Source organism: Pseudokineococcus lusitanus (assembly GCF_003751265.1).
GTDB lineage: Bacteria > Actinomycetota > Actinomycetes > Actinomycetales > Quadrisphaeraceae > Pseudokineococcus > Pseudokineococcus lusitanus.
The window spans coordinates 231,426-247,017 of sequence record NZ_RJKN01000002.1; the positions used below are offsets into that span (position 1 = coordinate 231,426).

The following is a 15,592-nucleotide window of genomic DNA, read 5'->3' on the forward strand; positions in this document are numbered from 1 at the left end:
ACGCCCTCAGCGGAAGGCGAAGACGGGCGGGAGGACCACGACGACGACCGCGGCCCACACCACCAGCACGGGCAGGTAGGCCGTCTGCCAGCGCGCCGGGCGGTCCGCGCCCGCCCGGCCCGCGAGGAAGCGGACGGCCAGCACCGCGGCCACGACGAGGTCCACGAGCAGCACGGCGTTGAGCCCCAGCGCCGCGACCCGGTTGGGCGTGGGCCCCAGCTCCCCGAGCCGTCCGAGCAGCGACGCCAGCACGAGGGCGTCGAGCACGAGCGCGCTGACGACGGCGACGAGCTGCACCCGGTCCATGACGCCGGGCCGGCGCGTCGGCTCCTGGGCGGAGAGGGCGTAGAGGACCAGGCCGAGCACGACGAGCAGCAGCAGGTCGAAGCCGAGGAGGAGGTCGCGGTCGAAGTCGGCCGCGAGGCCCGTCGTCGCGTAGACGACCGCCGAGGCGGCCAGCACGAGCGCCACGAGCGGCGTGAAGACCGCCGTCAGCACCGGTGCCATGTTCTCGACGACCTGCTGCTTGGCCTCGACGAGCCAGGCGGCCACGACGACGGCGCCCGCCGCGCCGGAGGGCACGAGCCACAGCAGGACCTGCTCGAGGACGGGCTCCCCGGCGGGCTGGAGCAGCAGCACGGTGAGGCCGACGACCACACCGCCGCCCAGCGCGACGAGGGCGTAGTAGACGACCCACTCGCCGGTGAAGCGGACGACGTCCATCCGCGCCTCGTGCGAGCGCCACCGCCCCCCGGCGTGCGCGTGGCCGACGGCCGCCCACAGCAGCACGGGCAGGTGGAGGACGACGAGCACCTCGGTCGACGAGCCCTCCGCCCAGGGCGGCGCGAGGACGGCGACCGCCCCGACGACGAAGGGCACCGCCGCGACGAGCCACCCGCGCGGGCCGAGGGCCGCGCCGGCCCGCGTGCCGACGAGCACGACGAGGAACGGCAGGACGAGCAGCACGAGGAGACCGAGGTCGGCCGGCCGCTCGACCCCCGCGCCGAGCAGCCGCGGCACCTGGACGGCGAGCCCCGCCCCGACCGCCAGCAGGAGGGCCTGCCGGAGCCGGCCGCGCGAGCGGCGGTCCTCCGCCGGCGGCGCCAGCACCAGCTGCTTCCACAGCCGGTCGCCGTGCTCGCGGGCGTACTCGGCGGACAGCCCGTCGACGGCGCCGAGGCGCCGCACCGCCACGAGGAAGGCCTCGTCGTCGTCGAGCCCCACGCGCCGGAGGTCCTCGACCTGGTCGCGCAGGTGGCTCTCGAGCTCCTCGACGTCGACGCCCGCCACGGCCGGCGACCGGCCGACGTGGGTGCGCCACTCCGCGAGCCGCTGCTCGAGGACGTCCATCACGCACCCCCGGGGGCGGGCAGCGCCGCCGACGGGAGCGAGGGCCAGACGCCCTCGAGCGCCCGGACGACGGCGCCCCACTGCCGCCGCTGCTCGGCGAGCGCGGCCCGCCCCTCGGGCGTGATCGCGTAGTACTTGCGCCGTCGACCGCCGGGCGGGGTGCGCCAGTCCGCCGTCACCCAGCGCTGCCGCTCGAGCCGGTGGAGCAGCGGGTAGAGCATGCCGTCCGCCCACTCCATGTCCCCGCCGCTCACCTCGCGGACTCGCTGCAGGAGGGCGTACCCGTAGGTCTCGCCCTCGCAGAGGATCGCCAGCACGAGCGGCGACGCCGAGGCCGCCACGAGGTCCTTGTCGATGCGCACCGCGCCCTCCTCCGTCCCTGACACCTGGTAGCGCTATGCATAGCACCGCGAGGTGCCGGTGTCGCCGACCCGAGGAGGTCTCCCAGGGACTTCCCGGGGAGCGGGCGGGGCGCCACCATCGGGCCATGGCCGACGACGCCCTCGCCGCCCGGGTCCGCGCGCTGCTCGCCGACGGGCCGGACGCGGCCGACGTCGACGAGCGCCGCATGTTCGGCGGCGTGGCCTTCCTCGTCGGCGGACGGATGGCCGTGGCGGCGAGCGGGCAGGGCGGGCTCATGGTCCGCGGCGCGCCGGAGGACGCCCGGATCTGGCAGGCCGAGCCGGGCGTCGGACCGCTGCTCATGCGCGGGAGCCCTTCCCGCGGCTGGGTCCTCGTCGACGTCGACCCCCTCGACGACGACGCGCTCGAGGCGTGGGTGGCCCGCGGCGTCGCCCACGTCCGGGTGCTGGCGGCCGAGGGCGCGCCCCGTGGGTCGAGGGGCCGTCGCGCGGCGGGACGCGCAGGCTGATCCCGTGCCTCCCCGCGCCGAGCCCGACGAGACCCGCCACGGCGTCGCGCTCCACCACCTCGACGACGCGCTCTTCGACGGCGCCGGCGCGACGAAGCGCGACCTCGTCGACCACGTCGAGGCCTTCGGCGACCGCCTCCTGCCCGCGCTGGCCGGACGGCCGCTCACGGTCGTGCGCGTCCGCCCGGGGCAGCGCCCCTTCGTCCAGAAGAACGCGCCGGCGTCGGCCCCGTCGTGGCTGCGGGTGCAGGAGGTCTGGTCGCCGGCGTCCCGCCGCACCGTCCGCTACCCCGTCGTCGAGCACGTGCGGGACCTCGTGTGGCTGGCCGGCCAGCGCGCCGTCGAGCTGCCCCCCACGGTCCTCGACGGCGAGGGACGGGTGACCCACCTCGTCCTCGACCTCGACCCGCCGGAGGGCGCAGCGGTCGGGGCCGTCGTCCACGCGGCCCGGCTCGTGCGCGCGGCGCTCGACGCGGCGGGCCTCGACGCGGCCGTGAAGACGAGCGGGGCGAAGGGCCTGCACGTCGTCGTGCCCGTCCGCGACGTCGAGCCGGGCGACGCCGCGGCCGCCACCCGGGCGCTGGCGGCCCGGGCCGAGCGGCTGGACCCGGACGCGGCCACGACGGCGTTCGTCGTCGCCGACCGCGGCGGCCGCGTCTACCTCGACCCGACCCGCGCCGGCGGGGCCACGCTCGCCTGCGTCTGGTCGCCGCGCGCCCGCCCCGGCACGCCCGTCGGCGTGCCGGTGGCGTGGGACGCGCTCGACGACGTCGTGCCCGGCACTCCGACCGTCCGCACCGCGGCGTCCGTGGTCGGCGACGGCGACCCGTGGCGCGCCGCGCTGCCGGCGCCGCAGGCGGTACCGGCCGGGCTCGTCGCCGAGGGGCACGATCTCCCGCCGCCCCGGGTGGCGGCGATGCACGAGGGGCGGCGGCGCGCGAGGGAGGCCGGGAGGTCCTGAGCCGCCCCTGGCCCGGCGCGCGCCGGCGCGGGGGCGGCCGCCCCTCAGGCGTCCATGACGACGGGGATGATGAGCGGGCTACGCCGGTGCGTGCGGTGCGCCCAGGTGCTGATGGCCCTGGCGACCAGCTGCTCGAGCTGCTCCTGGTCGTCGACGCCGTCGCGGGCGGCCTTGGCGAGGACCTTCTCGATCGCCGGGACGACGGCGTCGAAGGTGGTCTCGTCCTGCACGAGCCCGCGGGTGAGGAACTCCGGCCGCTCGACCGACAGCCCCGTGTCGGGGTCGACGGTGACGAGGACCGTGATGACACCCTCGGCGGCGAGGGTCCGCCGCTCGGCCAGGGAGTCCTCGGTGGCCCCGCCGACGGTGTTGCCGTCGACGTAGACGTGGTGCGACGGGACCTTGCCGGTCGCGGCGACCCGGCCGCCCACGAGGTCGATGACGACGCCGTCCTCGGCGACGACGACCCGGTCGGGCTCGACGCCCGTCTTGATCGCCAGGTCGGCGTTGGCCCGCAGGTGCCGCCACTCGCCGTGGACGGGCATGACGTTGCGCGGCCTCACGAGGTTGTAGCAGTACACGAGCTCGCCGGCGCTGGCGTGGCCGGAGACGTGGACCTTGGCGTTGCCCTTGTGGACGACGTTGGCGCCCCACTTGGTGAGCCCGTTGATGACGCGGTAGATCGCGTTCTCGTTGCCCGGGATGAGCGAGCTGGCGAGCAGCACCGTGTCGCCCTCGCCGATGCGGATCACGTGGTCACGGGTGGCCATCCGCGAGAGCGCGGCCATGGGCTCGCCCTGGGAGCCGGTGCAGACGAGCGCCACCTTGCGGTCGGGCAGCTTGTCGAGGTCCTTGAGGTCGACCACGAGGCCGTCCGGCACCGTGAGGTAGCCGAGGTCCCGGGCGATGCCCATGTTGCGGACCATCGAGCGGCCGACGAAGGCGACCTTGCGGCCGTGCGCGTGGGCCGCGTCGAGCACCTGCTGGATGCGGTGCACGTGGCTGGCGAAGCTCGAGACGACCACCCGTCGCGGCGCGGTGCGGAACACCGTCTCGATGGCCGGCGTGAGCTCCTGCTCGGACAGCGTGAAGCCCGGGACCTCGGCGTTGGTCGAGTCGGTGAGGAAGAGGTCGACCCCCTCCTCGCCCCAGCGCGCGAAGGCGCGCAGGTCGGTGATCCGGCCGTCGAGGGGGAACTGGTCCATCTTGAAGTCGCCCGTGTGCACGACGAGGCCCGCCGCGGTGCGGATGCCCACCGCCAGGCTGTCGGGGATGGAGTGGTTGACGGCGGCGAACTCGAGGTCGAAGGGCCCCAGGTCGCGCCGCTCGCCCTCGCGGACCTCGACGGTGACCGGGCGGATGCCGTGCTCCTGGAGCTTCGCCGAGACGAAGGCCAGCGTCAGCCTCGACCCCACCAGGGGGATGTCACGCCGCTCGCGCAGCAGGTAGGGCACGCCGCCGATGTGGTCCTCGTGGCCGTGCGTCAGCACGAGGCCGACGACGTCGTCGAGGCGGTCCCGGAGGAAGGAGAAGTCCGGGAGGATCACGTCGACGCCGGGCTGGTGCTCCTCGGGGAACAGCACCCCGCAGTCGACGACGAGCAGCTTCCCGGCGTGCTCGAAGACGGTCATGTTGCGGCCGATCTCGCCGAGCCCGCCCAGCGCGACGACGCGCAGGCCGTCGCGGGGCAGGGGCGGCGGGGTGCCGAGGCGGGAGTGGGGCTGGGTCTGGGGGAAGGCCTGGCGGCCGCCTCGTCGGGAACGGGTCATCCCGTGATCGTCCCGGTCCGGGGTCCCACCGTCCACGTCGGGGGGCGCGCCCAGGCCGTCCGGACCTCGACGCGTCCCCGTCCGCGGTCGTCAGCCGCGGCTGACGACGACCTTCCCGACGACCCGCGAGGACTCCACCAGCAGGTGCGCCGCGCGCAGCGCGTCGGCGTCCAGGGGCGTCAGGTGCTCGGTCATCGTGGTGCGCACGCGGCCGGCGTCCACGAGGCGGGCGACCTCCTCCAGCAGGTGGTGCTGGTAAGGGTCGTCGGGCAGGGACAGCGGCCGGGTGAACATCAGCTCCCAGTGCCAGGTCTGGCTCTTGGCCTTGAGCGGGAGCAGGTCCAGCCCGACGGGGTCGTCGACGGCCACCACCGCGCCGTGGACGGGGAGCAGCTCGGCGTAGGCCTCGACGTTCCCGTCGGAGAAGGCGCTGACGACGTGGTCGACGCCGCCGGGCGCGACCTCCCGCACGGACGCGACGAGGTCGCGGTGGTCGACGACGTGGTGCGCGCCCATCTCGGTCGCCCAGCGCTCCGACTCCGGGCGGGCAGCGGTGGCGACGACGGTGAGCCCGGTGAGGGCACGGGCCAGCTGGACGACCATGGACCCCACGCCACCGGCACCACCGACGACGAGGAGCGTCCCCGTGCTCCCCGCGGTCAGGCGGAGGCGGTCGAAGAGGACCTCCCAGGCCGTGATCGACGTCAGCGGCATCGCGGCGGCCTCCGCGAAGGACAGCGTCGACGGCTTCGGCCCGACGACCCGCTCGTCGACCAGGTGCAGCGCCGCGTTCGTCCCCGACCGGGCGACGGAGCCGGCGTACCAGACCTCGTCACCGACGGCGAAGGAGTCGACCTCCGCGCCCACGGCGACGACGACGCCGGCCGCGTCGTAGCCCAGGACCTTGGGGGCGTCCGCGACGTCGAAGGAGGTCCGCACCTTGTGGTCGACGGGGTTGACCGACACGGCCCGGACCTCGACGAGCAGGTCGTGCGGTCCCGGCGGGTCGAGGGCCACCTCCACCGGCACGAAGGAGTCGGGGTCCTGCGCCCGTCCGGGCCGCAGGCTGGCGATGGCGGTCGTGGTGCGGGGGGTGGTCACGGAGACTCCCCAGCGGCGATCGGGTGGGCGCTATTCCTGGTCCGGCGTCAGGCCCGCCAGAGCGGCCGTGTCCGCCACACCTGCTGCAGCGGCAGCACCAGGACCCCGCGCGCGGCGAGGTCCCGCCGCGCCTGCCGCCGGGTCCGCACGACCATGACGAGCCCCAGCGCCCACCCGACGTACTGGACGGCGAAGGCCCAGCGGAAGTCGGCGAGGGTCGGCGTCGACGTCCCCGCGAGCAGGTCGAGCACGACGCCGACCGCGAGCACCGTCAGCAGCGACGCCGTGAAGCCGCCCGTGTTGACGAGGCCGGTGGCGCTGCCGAGGCGGTCCGGCGGGTTGTAGGTGCGGGCGAGGTCGAAGCCGACCATCGAGCCCGGGCCGCCGGCCGACAGGACGAGCACGAGGACGACGAGCAGCACCGGCGGGACGCCGCCCGGCCACAGGAGGACGAGCGTCCACACGACGACGGTGACGCCGACGATGCCGAGGACGAGGTTCGAGCGGCGGAGCGGGTGCAGCGCCGTCAGTCGACCGAGCACCGGACCGGCCGCCACGGCCCCGCCGACGAGGACGGTGAGCATCGAGCCGGCCGCCACCGTCGACAGGCCGAGCCCCTGCGTCATGAACGGGAATCCCCACAGCAGGGCGAAGACCATGCCCGCGAACTGCGAGGAGAAGTGGCACCAGAAGCCGAGCCGCGTCCCGGGCTCGCGCCACGCCGACGCCAGCTCGCCGCGGACCTGACGGACGGTGCGGTGCGTGCGGACGACGACGGCGTCCGGCGGCGAGTCCCGCAGCGCCACGAGGACGAGGACGGCCACGAGCGCGCCCACCGCGGCGGCGCCGCCGAAGGCCACCGACCACCCGGGGCCGGCGAGGACGGCGGCCAGCGGCACGGCCGAGAGCACCTGCCCCAGCTGGCCGACCATCCCCGTCACCTGCGTGAGGACGGGCACGCGCTGCGGCGGGAACCACGCCGGCACGAGGCGGAGCACGCTGATGAAGGTCATGGCGTCGCCGAGGCCGACGAGCACGCGGCCGGCGAAGGCGCCGGGCACCGCGGTCGTCACGGCGAGGACGGTCTGCCCCGCCACCATGACCAGCGCGCCCGCGAGGAGGAGGCGCTTGGTGCCGAAGCGGTCGAGCAGCACCCCGACGGGGATCTGCATCGCCGCGTAGACGACCAGCTGGACGACGGCGAAGGTCGACAGGACCGCGGCGCCCGTCGAGAAGCGCTCCAGCGCGGACGGTCCCGCGACCCCGAGCGACGTCCGGTTGAAGATCGCGATGATGTAGGCCAGCAGCCCGACGCCCCACACGAGGTACGCCCGGCCCGACGCGCGCCGGCCGACGGCGACGGCCGCGCTCACCGGGCGTCCCGCAGGACGTCGCGCGCGCTGCGGACGTGCTCGCGCGTCAGCCGCCGGAAGGCCGGGCCGTCACCGGCCGCGAGCGCGGCGAGCAGGCCCTCGTGCTCGCGCACCGCCCGCTCGCGGCGGGGCGGGTCCATGTCCATCGCCGCGGCGCCCATGCACAGCTGGCGGTCGCGCAGCGAGGCGTAGAGGCGGGACAGGACGGCGTTGCCGGCGGCCTCGACGACGGCCTCGTGGAAGGCGCGGTCCGCCTCGACGAGCGCGGCGGCGTCGTCGGCCGCCAGCGCCGCGCGCATCGCCGCCAGGTGCTCCTCCAGCGCGGGCACGAGCCGGGCGGACCGCTCGAGCGCCCGCGGGGCCGCCCACTCCTCGACGAGCTCCCGGGCCTCGAGGACGTCGCGGGCCTCGGCGTCGGTGACCGCGAGGACCAGCGCGCCCCGCTTGGGGAAGAGCTCGACGAGGCGCTCGGCCTGCAGCCGCAGCAGCGCCTCGCGGACCGGGGTGCGGGAGACGCCGACCCGCTCGGCCACCTCGCCCTCGGTGACGAGGGTGCCGCCCGGGTACGTGCGGTCGAGGACGCCGCGCTTGAGGTGGGCGTAGGCCCGCTCGGAGGCCGGCGCGCCCTCCGCGGTCTCGGCGGGGTCGGCGACGGCGGGGCTGGGGCGCATGATGCATCCATGGTGCGTCCCGGACGTGTCCCGGTGGGGCGCCGTCTCAGCGCGCGGGACACCCGACGCCGCCCCTAGCGTCCGGCGCCATGACGGTCGTCGGCTTCCACGCCTCGCACGAGCAGATACCCCCCAGCCGCCTCCTCGAGGACGTCGTGCACGCCGAGGAGGTCGGGTTCTCGGCGGCGATGTGCTCCGACCACATCACCCCCTGGGGCACCGACCAGGGCCAGTCCGGCTTCGCCTGGAGCTGGCTGGGCGCCGCGCTCGCCCGCACCGACCTCACCTTCGGCGTCGTCCACGCCCCCGGGCAGCGCTACCACCCGGCCGTCTCCGCGCAGATGGTCGCGACGCTCGCCGAGATGTTCCCGCAGCGCTTCTGGGCCGCGCTCGGCACCGGCCAGTACATGAACGAGCACGTCACCGGGCAGGGCTGGCCGGAGAAGACCGAGCGCGACGCCCGGCTCGCCGAGACCGTCGACGTGATGCGCCGGCTGCTGGCCGGCGAGGAGGTCACCCACGTCGGCCGGGTCGTCGTCGACCGCGCGAAGGTCTGGAGCCGCCCGCCCGCCGCGGCGGCGCCGGGCCTGCTCGCCGCCGCCATCACCCCCCGCACCGCGGGCTGGGCCGGCTCGTGGGCCGACGGGCTCATCACGGTCAACTCCTCGCCCGACGTCCTGCGCGAGGTCCTCGGCGCCTACCGCGAGGGCGGCGGCACGGGCCCGGCCTGCCTGCAGGTCCACGTCGCGTGGGCGCCCACCCACGACGAGGCGCTGGCGACGGCGCACCACCAGTGGCGCACCAACGTCTTCGGCTCCCACGTGCTCGCCGACCTGGCGACGCCGGACCAGTTCGACGACGTCGGCCGCCAGGTGCAGCCGCCGGGCGTCGACGGGCCCGTCGTCGTCGAGCACGACCTGGGCCGGCTCGCCGAGCGGCTCGTCGAGATGCGCGACGTCGGCTTCGACCGGCTCTACCTCCACCACGTCGGCCAGGACCAGCGCGCCTGGCTCGACGCCGCGGGGACGCACCTGCTGCCGCAGCTCGACGTCACGGCCCCCGAGCCGCTCGTCGGCCGGGTCGGCCCGGGCACGACGGCGCGGGCGCTCGCCGGGCGCAGCCGGACCTCGCGCCTCGACGTGCCGGTGGGGGGCTGACGTGCGGCTCACGACGACCGCGGACCAGTGGTGGACGACGGGCATCGGCTACTGCCTCGACGTCGCCCGCTTCGCCTGCTCCACCGGGGACGGGCACGGGGACCTCGTCGGCCTCGGCCGCCGGATCGACCACCTCGAGCGGCTGGGGGTCGGCTTCGTCTGGCTCCAGCCCTTCTACCCCTCCCCCGAGGGCGACGACGGCTACGACATCAGCGACTACTACGCCGTCGCCGAGGACGTCGGGACGCTCGGGGACCTCGTCGAGGTGGTGCGGGCGCTGCGCGAGCGCGGCATCCGCGTCCTCGTCGACCTCGTCGTCAACCACACCTCCGACACGCACCCGTGGTTCCGGGCCGCCCGCGCCGACAAGGGCTCGCGCTACCGCGACTGGTACGTCTGGCGCGACGAGCCGGACCCCGCCGACGCCGACGCGCAGAACGTGTTCCCCGACGCCGAGGACTCGGTCTGGTCCTACGACGAGGAGGCCGGCCAGCACTACCGGCACCGCTTCTACGGCCACCAGCCGGACCTCAACACCTCGAACGCCGAGGTCCGGGACGAGATCCTCAAGATCATGGGCTTCTGGCTCCAGCTGGGCGTCGCCGGCTTCCGCGTCGACGCCGTCCCCTTCTTCGTCGAGACCGCGGCCCGCGACGGCGACGCCGACGACGCGGGCGCGCCCGACGGCGAGGACGAGGCCGACGGCGGGCAGGGCGGCGAGGGCGGCGAGCACCTCGGCGAGTCGATGCAGATGCTCGACGTCATGCGGGAGTTCCTCGCACGCCGCAGCAGCGAGGCGCTCATGCTCGGCGAGGTCAACCTGCCGTACGAGCAGCAGCAGGAGTTCTTCGGCGACCTCGGCGACCGCATGACCATCAACTTCGACTTCCCCCTCAACCAGGCGCTGTACCTGTCGCTGGCGCGCGGCTCGAGCGCGCCGCTGCGGGGGACGCTGGAGAGCCGGCCGGTCCTCCCGGAGGGCAAGGCGTACGGCGTCTTCGCCCGCAACCACGACGAGCTGACGCTCGACCAGCTGTCGGACGACGAGCGCGCCGAGGTCATGGCCGCCTTCGGGCCGCGAGAGGACCAGCAGCTCTTCGGACGGGGCCTGCGGCTGCGGCTGCCGACGATGCTCGACGGCGACCTCGACCGGCTCGAGATGGTCTACAGCCTCGTCTTCTCCGTGCCGGGCACGCCCGTCCTCTACTACGGCGAGGAGGTCGCCCAGCGCGAGGACCTCTCGGCGCCCGGGCGGGTCGCCGTCCGGACGCCGCTGGACTGGGGCGACGGCGAGGCCGGCGTCGCGGCGCAGGACGCCGACCCGGCGTCGATGCTCCACCGGATGCGCCGGCTGACGACGCTCTACAAGCAGCGGCCCGAGCTCGGCCGCGGTGCGCTGCGGCTCGTCGACGTCGGCGACGAGCGCGTCCTCGCCCACACGTGCACGTGGGACGGCCGGACGACCCTGGCGCTGGCCAACCTCGGCGACGAGCCCGTCGAGGTGCGCGTGCCGGGCGGGCTGCTCGCCGGCCGCGTCACCGAGCTGTTCTCGGCCGAGCCCGTAGCGGCGCCGGAGGAGGGGATCGCCGTCACGCTGCCGCGCTACGGGCGGGCCTGGTACGCCGAGCACCGCTGACGGACGACGACGCCCCGCCCGGTCGGTGGACCGGGCGGGGCGTCGTCGTGCGGCGGGCGGGGTGGTCAGGGGGCGTCGCCTCCGCGGGCCCGCTCCTGCTCCACGAGGGCCTCGAGGTCCTTGAGCCGGTGCCGCCCGTCGAGGGCCCGCTTCATGCGGAAGTTGCCCTCGAGCCGCTCGGCGTTGCGGTCGAGGAACCACCAGTAGCCGGCCGTGAAGGGGCAGGCGTCGTCGCCGACGCGGACGGTGGGCTTGTACCGGCAGCCGCCGCAGTGGTCGGTCATCCGGTTGATGTAGGCACCGCCGGACGCGTACGGCTTCGTGGCCATGAGGCCGCCGTCGGCGTGCTGGCTCATGCCGACGACGTTGGCGGCCATGACCCAGTCGTAGCCGTCCACGAAGCTGCGCTGGAACCACGCCGTCAGCTCGCCCGGGTCCCAACCGCGCTGGAGCGCGTAGTTGCCGAGCACCATGAGGCGCGGGATGTGGTGGACCCACCCGCGGTCGCGGACCCCGCGCAGCGCCCACGACAGGCACCGGGCCTCGACGGCGTCGGCGTCCAGCTCGGAGAACCACTCCGGGATCGGCTCGTGCGCCTCGAGGGCGTTGCGCCTCGTGTAGTCCGCGCCCGCGTACCAGTACACGTGCCAGATGTAGTCGCGCCAGCCGATGAGCTGCCGCACGTAGCCCTCGACCGAGGCGAGCGGGGCGTCGCCGTCGCGGTAGGCCTGCTCGGCGCGCTCGACGCACTCGAGCGGGTCGAGCAGCCCGAGGTTCATCGGTGCGGAGAGCATCGAGTGCGCCATCCACTCGTCCTCCTCGAGGACGGCGTCCTCGTGCGGCCCGAAGGTCGGCAGCCGCCGGGTGACGAAGTCGTCGAGCGCCGCGAGCGCCTCCGTCCGCGACGCGGCGAAGACCCGCGGGCCGTCGGTGCCGACGAAGGAGACGTCGCCGTCGGCCTCCCAGCGGTCGAGGTCCGCGCGCACCTCCTCGTCGATCTCGTCCTCCTCCGCCAGCCACGGCGTCGGCAGCCCGAGGGTCTTCTGCTTCTTGGGCGGGGGCTCGCGGTTCTCGTGGTCGAAGTTCCACCGGCCGCCGACGGGGTCCGCGCCCTCCATGAGGACGCCGTGCGCCCGCCGGGCGCGGCGGTAGAACTCCTCCATGAGCAGCTGCTTGGTGCCGTCGGCCCAGCGGCGGAAGTCCTCCCGCGGCGTCGCGTAGCCGCGGGCGGGCAGCACCTCGACGGCCGGCAGGTCGCCCGAGCCGTCGAGCCCGCGGACGAAGTCCTCGGCGGGCCGCGACGTCGGCGAGCAGACGCTCAGCGGCAGCGCCTTCTTCGGCAGCCTCGCCAGCCCCTCGCCGTAGGTGCCGGTGCGGTAGTAGGTGCACCGGTCCCCCAGCTCGGCGGCGCGGTGGCGCATCGCCGAGACGATGAGGTGGGCCTTCTGGCGGTGGAAGCGACGCCGCCCGAACACCTTCCGCGACTCGATGATGACGACGGGCTGCTCGCCGTCGTCGGCGTGGTGCCCGGGCTCGCCGAGGAAGTGCGGGCCCAGCTGGTCCCCGAAGAGCCAGCGGGTGGGGCCGGGTGCGGTCGCCATGGGCCGATGCTGCGCGAGGCGGCGGGCGGGCGCCCGTCGACCGACGGACCTGCGCCGCCGTGCTGCAGGAGATGGTCGACCCACCGGGTGGCGTCGGGCCGCTGACCAGGGAGAACACGGAGGCCGCAGGAGCAACTCCTGTCGCCGTGCGGGAACGGCGTCGGCGGTCAGCTCTCGACGACGAGGCGGACGTCGTCCGCGCCCCGCGCGCGGGCGACGACGAGTGCCTCCTCCGCGACGGCGCCCGCCTCGGCGTCGGCCCACGGCGCCCACGGCGTCACGACGACGTCGTCGCGGCGACCCGCCGACCGGCGCGGCCCGGCCTTCGCGCGCCACGTCCCGACGGCCTCGCCGGCCGCCAGGACGACGCCGGGGCTGCCGAGCGGCCGCCACACCTGCTTCCGGCGGCCCGGGTCGGGGACGGTGAGGGCGCGGTCCCGCGACTGCAGCCACGGGTCGCCCGGAGGCAGGAGGCGCACCGAGCCGGCGGCGCGCTCCTCGACGCCCGGGTCCTCGAGGAGGGCGACGAACCAGGGCGTCGCGAGGGCTGCACGGCCGTCGACCTCGACGGGCACGAGGTCGGCGGGCAGCAGGCCGTGGACGACGCGCGCCGAGGTGCCGACGAGCGCCGCCAGGTCGCCGGGTGCGACCGGCCCGTGGAGGTCGACGAGGCGGCGCAGCAGCGCGCCGACCGCGGCCGGGTCCGGGACGCCGAGGTCGTCCGGCCAGCCGGGCAGCGACCGCAGGACGAGCGCCCGCGCCGTCGTGTCGAGCACGAGGCCCGCCTGGAGCCCGGCGGGCTGGAACGTCAGGGCGCTGACGTGCTGGGCGTCGCACGGGTCGCACCGGTGGGTGAGCGACGCCGGGACCCGGTCGCTGACCTCGCGGCTGAGGTCGCCCTTCGCGACGACGCCCCCGTGCGCGGCGGCCACCGCCCGCACGGCCGCCGTGACGAGCCGCCACGCCTCGAGCCCGAGCTCCCGCGCCCCTGCGGCCTGCGGGGACACGAGGCGGGCGCGGACGTCGTCGTCCGAGACGGGGTGGACGGCACGGCCGACCGTCGGCAGGTCGACGGCGCGGTGCACGTGCGGGGCCCCGCGGACGGTCCACGCGGTGGGCAGGGGCCCGTCGTGGCGGCCGACGTCGTCGACGGGACCGGTCGTCCGCGCCGCGGCGGCGACCCGGGCCGCGCCGTAGGGGCTGTCGGCGAGCCCGACGTCGAGGACGGCGAGCGCCGCGACGTCGGGCCCGCGCGCGTCCAGCCCCTGCGCCACGAGCCGCGCCGCGAGCGCGCGACGGCGGGAGACCCGGAGCACCGCGCCGCCGACCACGGCGGCGACGCTAGACCTGCCGTGGACGTCCGCGGCCGGACCTGCACAGCTCCTCGGCGCCCGGCGTCGTCCCAGGTCAGCGCCCCGCCGGTCGACGCCGCCACGAGTTGTGCAGGTCCGTGCGCGCCGCACCACGCCGTCGGCCCCGCCGGGGACGCCCGCGGCCTAGCGTCACGGCATGCGCTTCGGTCTCTTCGTCCCCCAGGGCTGGCGGCTCGACCTCGTGGGCGTCGAGCCCGCCGACCAGTGGTCGGTGATGAAGGGCATCGCGCAGCGGGCGGACGCCGGGCCGTGGGAGTCGCTGTGGGTCTACGACCACGTCCACACCGTGCCGGTGCCGACCGAGGAGGCGACCCACGAGGCGTGGACGCTCATGGCGGCCTTCGCGGCCGTCACCGAGCGGGTCCGGCTCGGGCAGATGTGCACGTGCATGGGCTACCGCAACCCCGCGTACCTCGCGAAGGTCGCCGCCACCGTCGACGTCGTCTCCGGCGGCCGGGTCGAGATGGGCATCGGCGCCGGCTGGTACGAGCACGAGTGGCGCGCCTACGGGTACGGCTTCCCCCGCGCGGGCGAGCGGCTGGCGATGCTCGAGGAGGGCGTCGAGATCATGCGGCAGCTGTGGACCCAGGGCGTCGCGACGCTCGACGGCGAGCACTACCGGGTCGACGGCGCCCTCTGCCGGCCGCTGCCGCTGCAGGAGGGCGGCATCCCCCTCTGGGTCGCCGGCGGCGGCGAGAAGAAGACGCTGCGGACGGCCGCGCGTTACGCGGCGTGCACGAACTTCGACGGGTCGGCCGAGGGCTTCGCGCACAAGTCGTCGGTGCTCGAGGGGCACTGCCGCGACCTCGGGCGCGACTACGACGCCATCACCCGCAGCGCCAACTACAACGTCGTCGTCGGGCGGGACGAGGCCGAGGTGGCCGACCGCCTCGAGCAGGTCCGCGCCCGGGTGGCGTCCGTCGCGCCGGACAGGGCCGACGAGGTCGTCGAGGGCCTGCGCTCGGGGCCGGCCGTCGGCACGCCCGAGCAGGTGGTCGAGGCGCTGCGCGCCGTCGGCGACCTCGGGATGACCTACGCCATCACGTACTTCGCCGAGGCGGCGTACGACACCTCCGGGATAGAGCTCTTCGAGCGCGAGGTCGTCCCGGCGCTCGCCTGAGACGCCCGCCCGGGGCCGGGTGCGGTCAGGGGACGAGCGCCCGCGCGACGACCCGTCGCAGCGTGCCGCGCCGCCGCTCGTGGTCGGCCTCGTCGTCGTCGGGCGTCGCGACGTGCACGCCGCTCACGGGCGACCACGCGCCGGCCAGCGCGATGACGAGCGCGTACACGTCCTCCGGGCGGACGTCGTCGACGACGAGCCCGGCCTCCTGGGCCCGGACGACGCCGTCGAGCTTCGGGCCCGTCCACACCTCGGTGCCCGTGCGGAGGAGGGGGCCCGACCGGACCCGCTCCAGCCGGTGCCAGCTCGTGAGCCGGATGAGGTCCGGCGCGGCGAGGTAGCTGTCGTAGAGGCGTACGGCGTAGCCGGGCAGGTCCTCGGGGGTGAAGGGCACCGTGTCGACGATGCGGTGCAGCTGGTCGTCGAAGACGGCGTCGAAGAGCCCGTCCTTCGAGCCGAACCACCCGTACATCTGCGCCTTGTTGACCCCGGACGCCGCGGCGATGCGGTCCACGCGCCCGCCGGCCAGGCCGTGCTCGCCGAACTCGGCCGTGGCGGCGTCGAGCAGCCGCCGCCGGCTCGCCTCCCCGTCCCTCGCCACGGCGCCAC

The 15,592-nt window shown here is 75.8% G+C and carries 14 protein-coding genes; 5 read left to right on the top strand and 9 right to left on the bottom strand.

Annotated features, from left to right (window positions below; translation table 11 throughout):
• Positions 1-6: 6 nt before the first annotated feature.
• Entirely contained in the window at positions 7-1,350 is a 1,344-nt protein-coding gene (locus tag EDC03_RS04325; protein WP_123378979.1) for a permease prefix domain 1-containing protein, read from the bottom strand.
• Positions 1,350-1,712, bottom strand: coding sequence for a PadR family transcriptional regulator (locus EDC03_RS04330; protein ID WP_123378980.1), 363 nt, complete (start codon positions 1,710-1,712; stop codon positions 1,350-1,352). The genes EDC03_RS04325 and EDC03_RS04330 overlap by 1 nt, the downstream gene beginning before the upstream one ends.
• A 125-nt stretch (positions 1,713-1,837) precedes the next feature.
• Here EDC03_RS04330 and EDC03_RS04335 point away from each other — a divergent pair, with 125 nt between their 5' ends.
• Entirely contained in the window at positions 1,838-2,221 is a 384-nt protein-coding gene (locus tag EDC03_RS04335) for a TfoX/Sxy family protein (RefSeq protein WP_123378981.1), read from the top strand.
• Between the two features lie 4 nt (positions 2,222-2,225).
• The gene (gene ligD / locus EDC03_RS04340) at positions 2,226-3,182 is read left to right on the top strand and encodes a non-homologous end-joining DNA ligase LigD (RefSeq protein ID WP_123378982.1); all 957 of its coding nucleotides are present in this window, start codon (positions 2,226-2,228) and stop codon (positions 3,180-3,182) included.
• 44 nt (positions 3,183-3,226) lie between these two features.
• Here ligD and EDC03_RS04345 read toward each other — a convergent pair whose 3' ends face one another.
• From EDC03_RS04345 to EDC03_RS04360, 4 genes are all read right to left on the bottom strand, one after another.
• The gene (locus EDC03_RS04345) at positions 3,227-4,813 is read right to left on the bottom strand and encodes a ribonuclease J (protein ID WP_422393791.1); all 1,587 of its coding nucleotides are present in this window, start codon (positions 4,811-4,813) and stop codon (positions 3,227-3,229) included.
• Positions 4,814-5,041: 228 nt separating this feature from the next.
• Positions 5,042-6,052: a zinc-binding alcohol dehydrogenase family protein gene (locus EDC03_RS04350; RefSeq protein WP_241967026.1), complete on the bottom strand. Its 1,011-nt coding sequence runs from the start codon at positions 6,050-6,052 to the stop codon at positions 5,042-5,044.
• A gap of 47 nt (positions 6,053-6,099) precedes the next feature.
• Positions 6,100-7,425 carry an MFS transporter gene (locus tag EDC03_RS04355; RefSeq protein ID WP_199719934.1) on the bottom strand — a complete coding sequence of 442 codons (1,326 nt, stop codon included), beginning with the start codon at positions 7,423-7,425 and terminating at the stop codon, positions 6,100-6,102.
• A complete protein-coding gene (locus tag EDC03_RS04360) occupies positions 7,422-8,096 on the bottom strand; it encodes a GntR family transcriptional regulator (protein ID WP_123378984.1) in 675 nt (224 codons plus the stop codon). Before EDC03_RS04360 ends, EDC03_RS04355 begins: the two co-directional genes overlap by 4 nt.
• 89 nt (positions 8,097-8,185) lie before the next feature.
• Between EDC03_RS04360 and EDC03_RS04365 the strand changes: the two genes are divergently transcribed.
• Both EDC03_RS04365 and EDC03_RS04370 read left to right on the top strand, forming a co-directional pair.
• The gene (locus EDC03_RS04365; protein ID WP_123378985.1) at positions 8,186-9,253 is read left to right on the top strand and encodes a TIGR03885 family FMN-dependent LLM class oxidoreductase; all 1,068 of its coding nucleotides are present in this window, start codon (positions 8,186-8,188) and stop codon (positions 9,251-9,253) included.
• A 1-nt stretch (position 9,254) separates the two neighbouring features.
• Entirely contained in the window at positions 9,255-10,889 is a 1,635-nt protein-coding gene (locus EDC03_RS04370; protein ID WP_123378986.1) for an alpha-amylase family glycosyl hydrolase, read from the top strand.
• Between the two features lie 65 nt (positions 10,890-10,954).
• Here EDC03_RS04370 and EDC03_RS04375 read toward each other — a convergent pair whose 3' ends face one another.
• Together EDC03_RS04375 and EDC03_RS04380 are read right to left on the bottom strand one after the other, a co-directional pair.
• On the bottom strand, positions 10,955-12,490 hold the full coding sequence (locus tag EDC03_RS04375) for a cryptochrome/photolyase family protein (protein WP_123378987.1): 1,536 nt from the start codon (positions 12,488-12,490) through the stop codon (positions 10,955-10,957).
• A gap of 167 nt (positions 12,491-12,657) precedes the next feature.
• Positions 12,658-13,821, bottom strand: coding sequence for a DNA glycosylase AlkZ-like family protein (locus EDC03_RS04380; protein ID WP_158674201.1), 1,164 nt, complete (start codon positions 13,819-13,821; stop codon positions 12,658-12,660).
• Positions 13,822-13,999: 178 nt separating this feature from the next.
• Between EDC03_RS04380 and EDC03_RS04385 the strand changes: the two genes are divergently transcribed.
• Positions 14,000-14,983 carry an LLM class F420-dependent oxidoreductase gene (locus EDC03_RS04385; protein ID WP_123378989.1) on the top strand — a complete coding sequence of 328 codons (984 nt, stop codon included), beginning with the start codon at positions 14,000-14,002 and terminating at the stop codon, positions 14,981-14,983.
• Between the two features lie 25 nt (positions 14,984-15,008).
• On the opposite strand, the gene EDC03_RS04390 is transcribed toward EDC03_RS04385, so the two are convergent.
• The gene (locus EDC03_RS04390) at positions 15,009-15,584 is read right to left on the bottom strand and encodes a TetR/AcrR family transcriptional regulator (protein ID WP_123378990.1); all 576 of its coding nucleotides are present in this window, start codon (positions 15,582-15,584) and stop codon (positions 15,009-15,011) included.
• Positions 15,585-15,592: the final 8 nt, after the last annotated feature.

Bases quoted from the DNA above. Each gene is read 5' to 3' on its own strand.
- EDC03_RS04335 (WP_123378981.1), top strand. From the start codon at position 1,838: ATGGCCGACGACGCCCTCGCCGCCCGGGTCCGCGCGCTGCTCGCCGAC.
- EDC03_RS04325 (WP_123378979.1), bottom strand. From the start codon at position 1,350: ATGGACGTCCTCGAGCAGCGGCTCGCGGAGTGGCGCACCCACGTCGGC.
- EDC03_RS04375 (WP_123378987.1), bottom strand. From the start codon at position 12,490: ATGGCGACCGCACCCGGCCCCACCCGCTGGCTCTTCGGGGACCAGCTG.
- EDC03_RS04365 (WP_123378985.1), top strand. From the start codon at position 8,186: ATGACGGTCGTCGGCTTCCACGCCTCGCACGAGCAGATACCCCCCAGC.
- EDC03_RS04345 (WP_422393791.1), bottom strand. From the start codon at position 4,813: ATGACCGTCTTCGAGCACGCCGGGAAGCTGCTCGTCGTCGACTGCGGG.
- EDC03_RS04360 (WP_123378984.1), bottom strand. From the start codon at position 8,096: ATGCGCCCCAGCCCCGCCGTCGCCGACCCCGCCGAGACCGCGGAGGGC.
- EDC03_RS04385 (WP_123378989.1), top strand. From the start codon at position 14,000: ATGCGCTTCGGTCTCTTCGTCCCCCAGGGCTGGCGGCTCGACCTCGTG.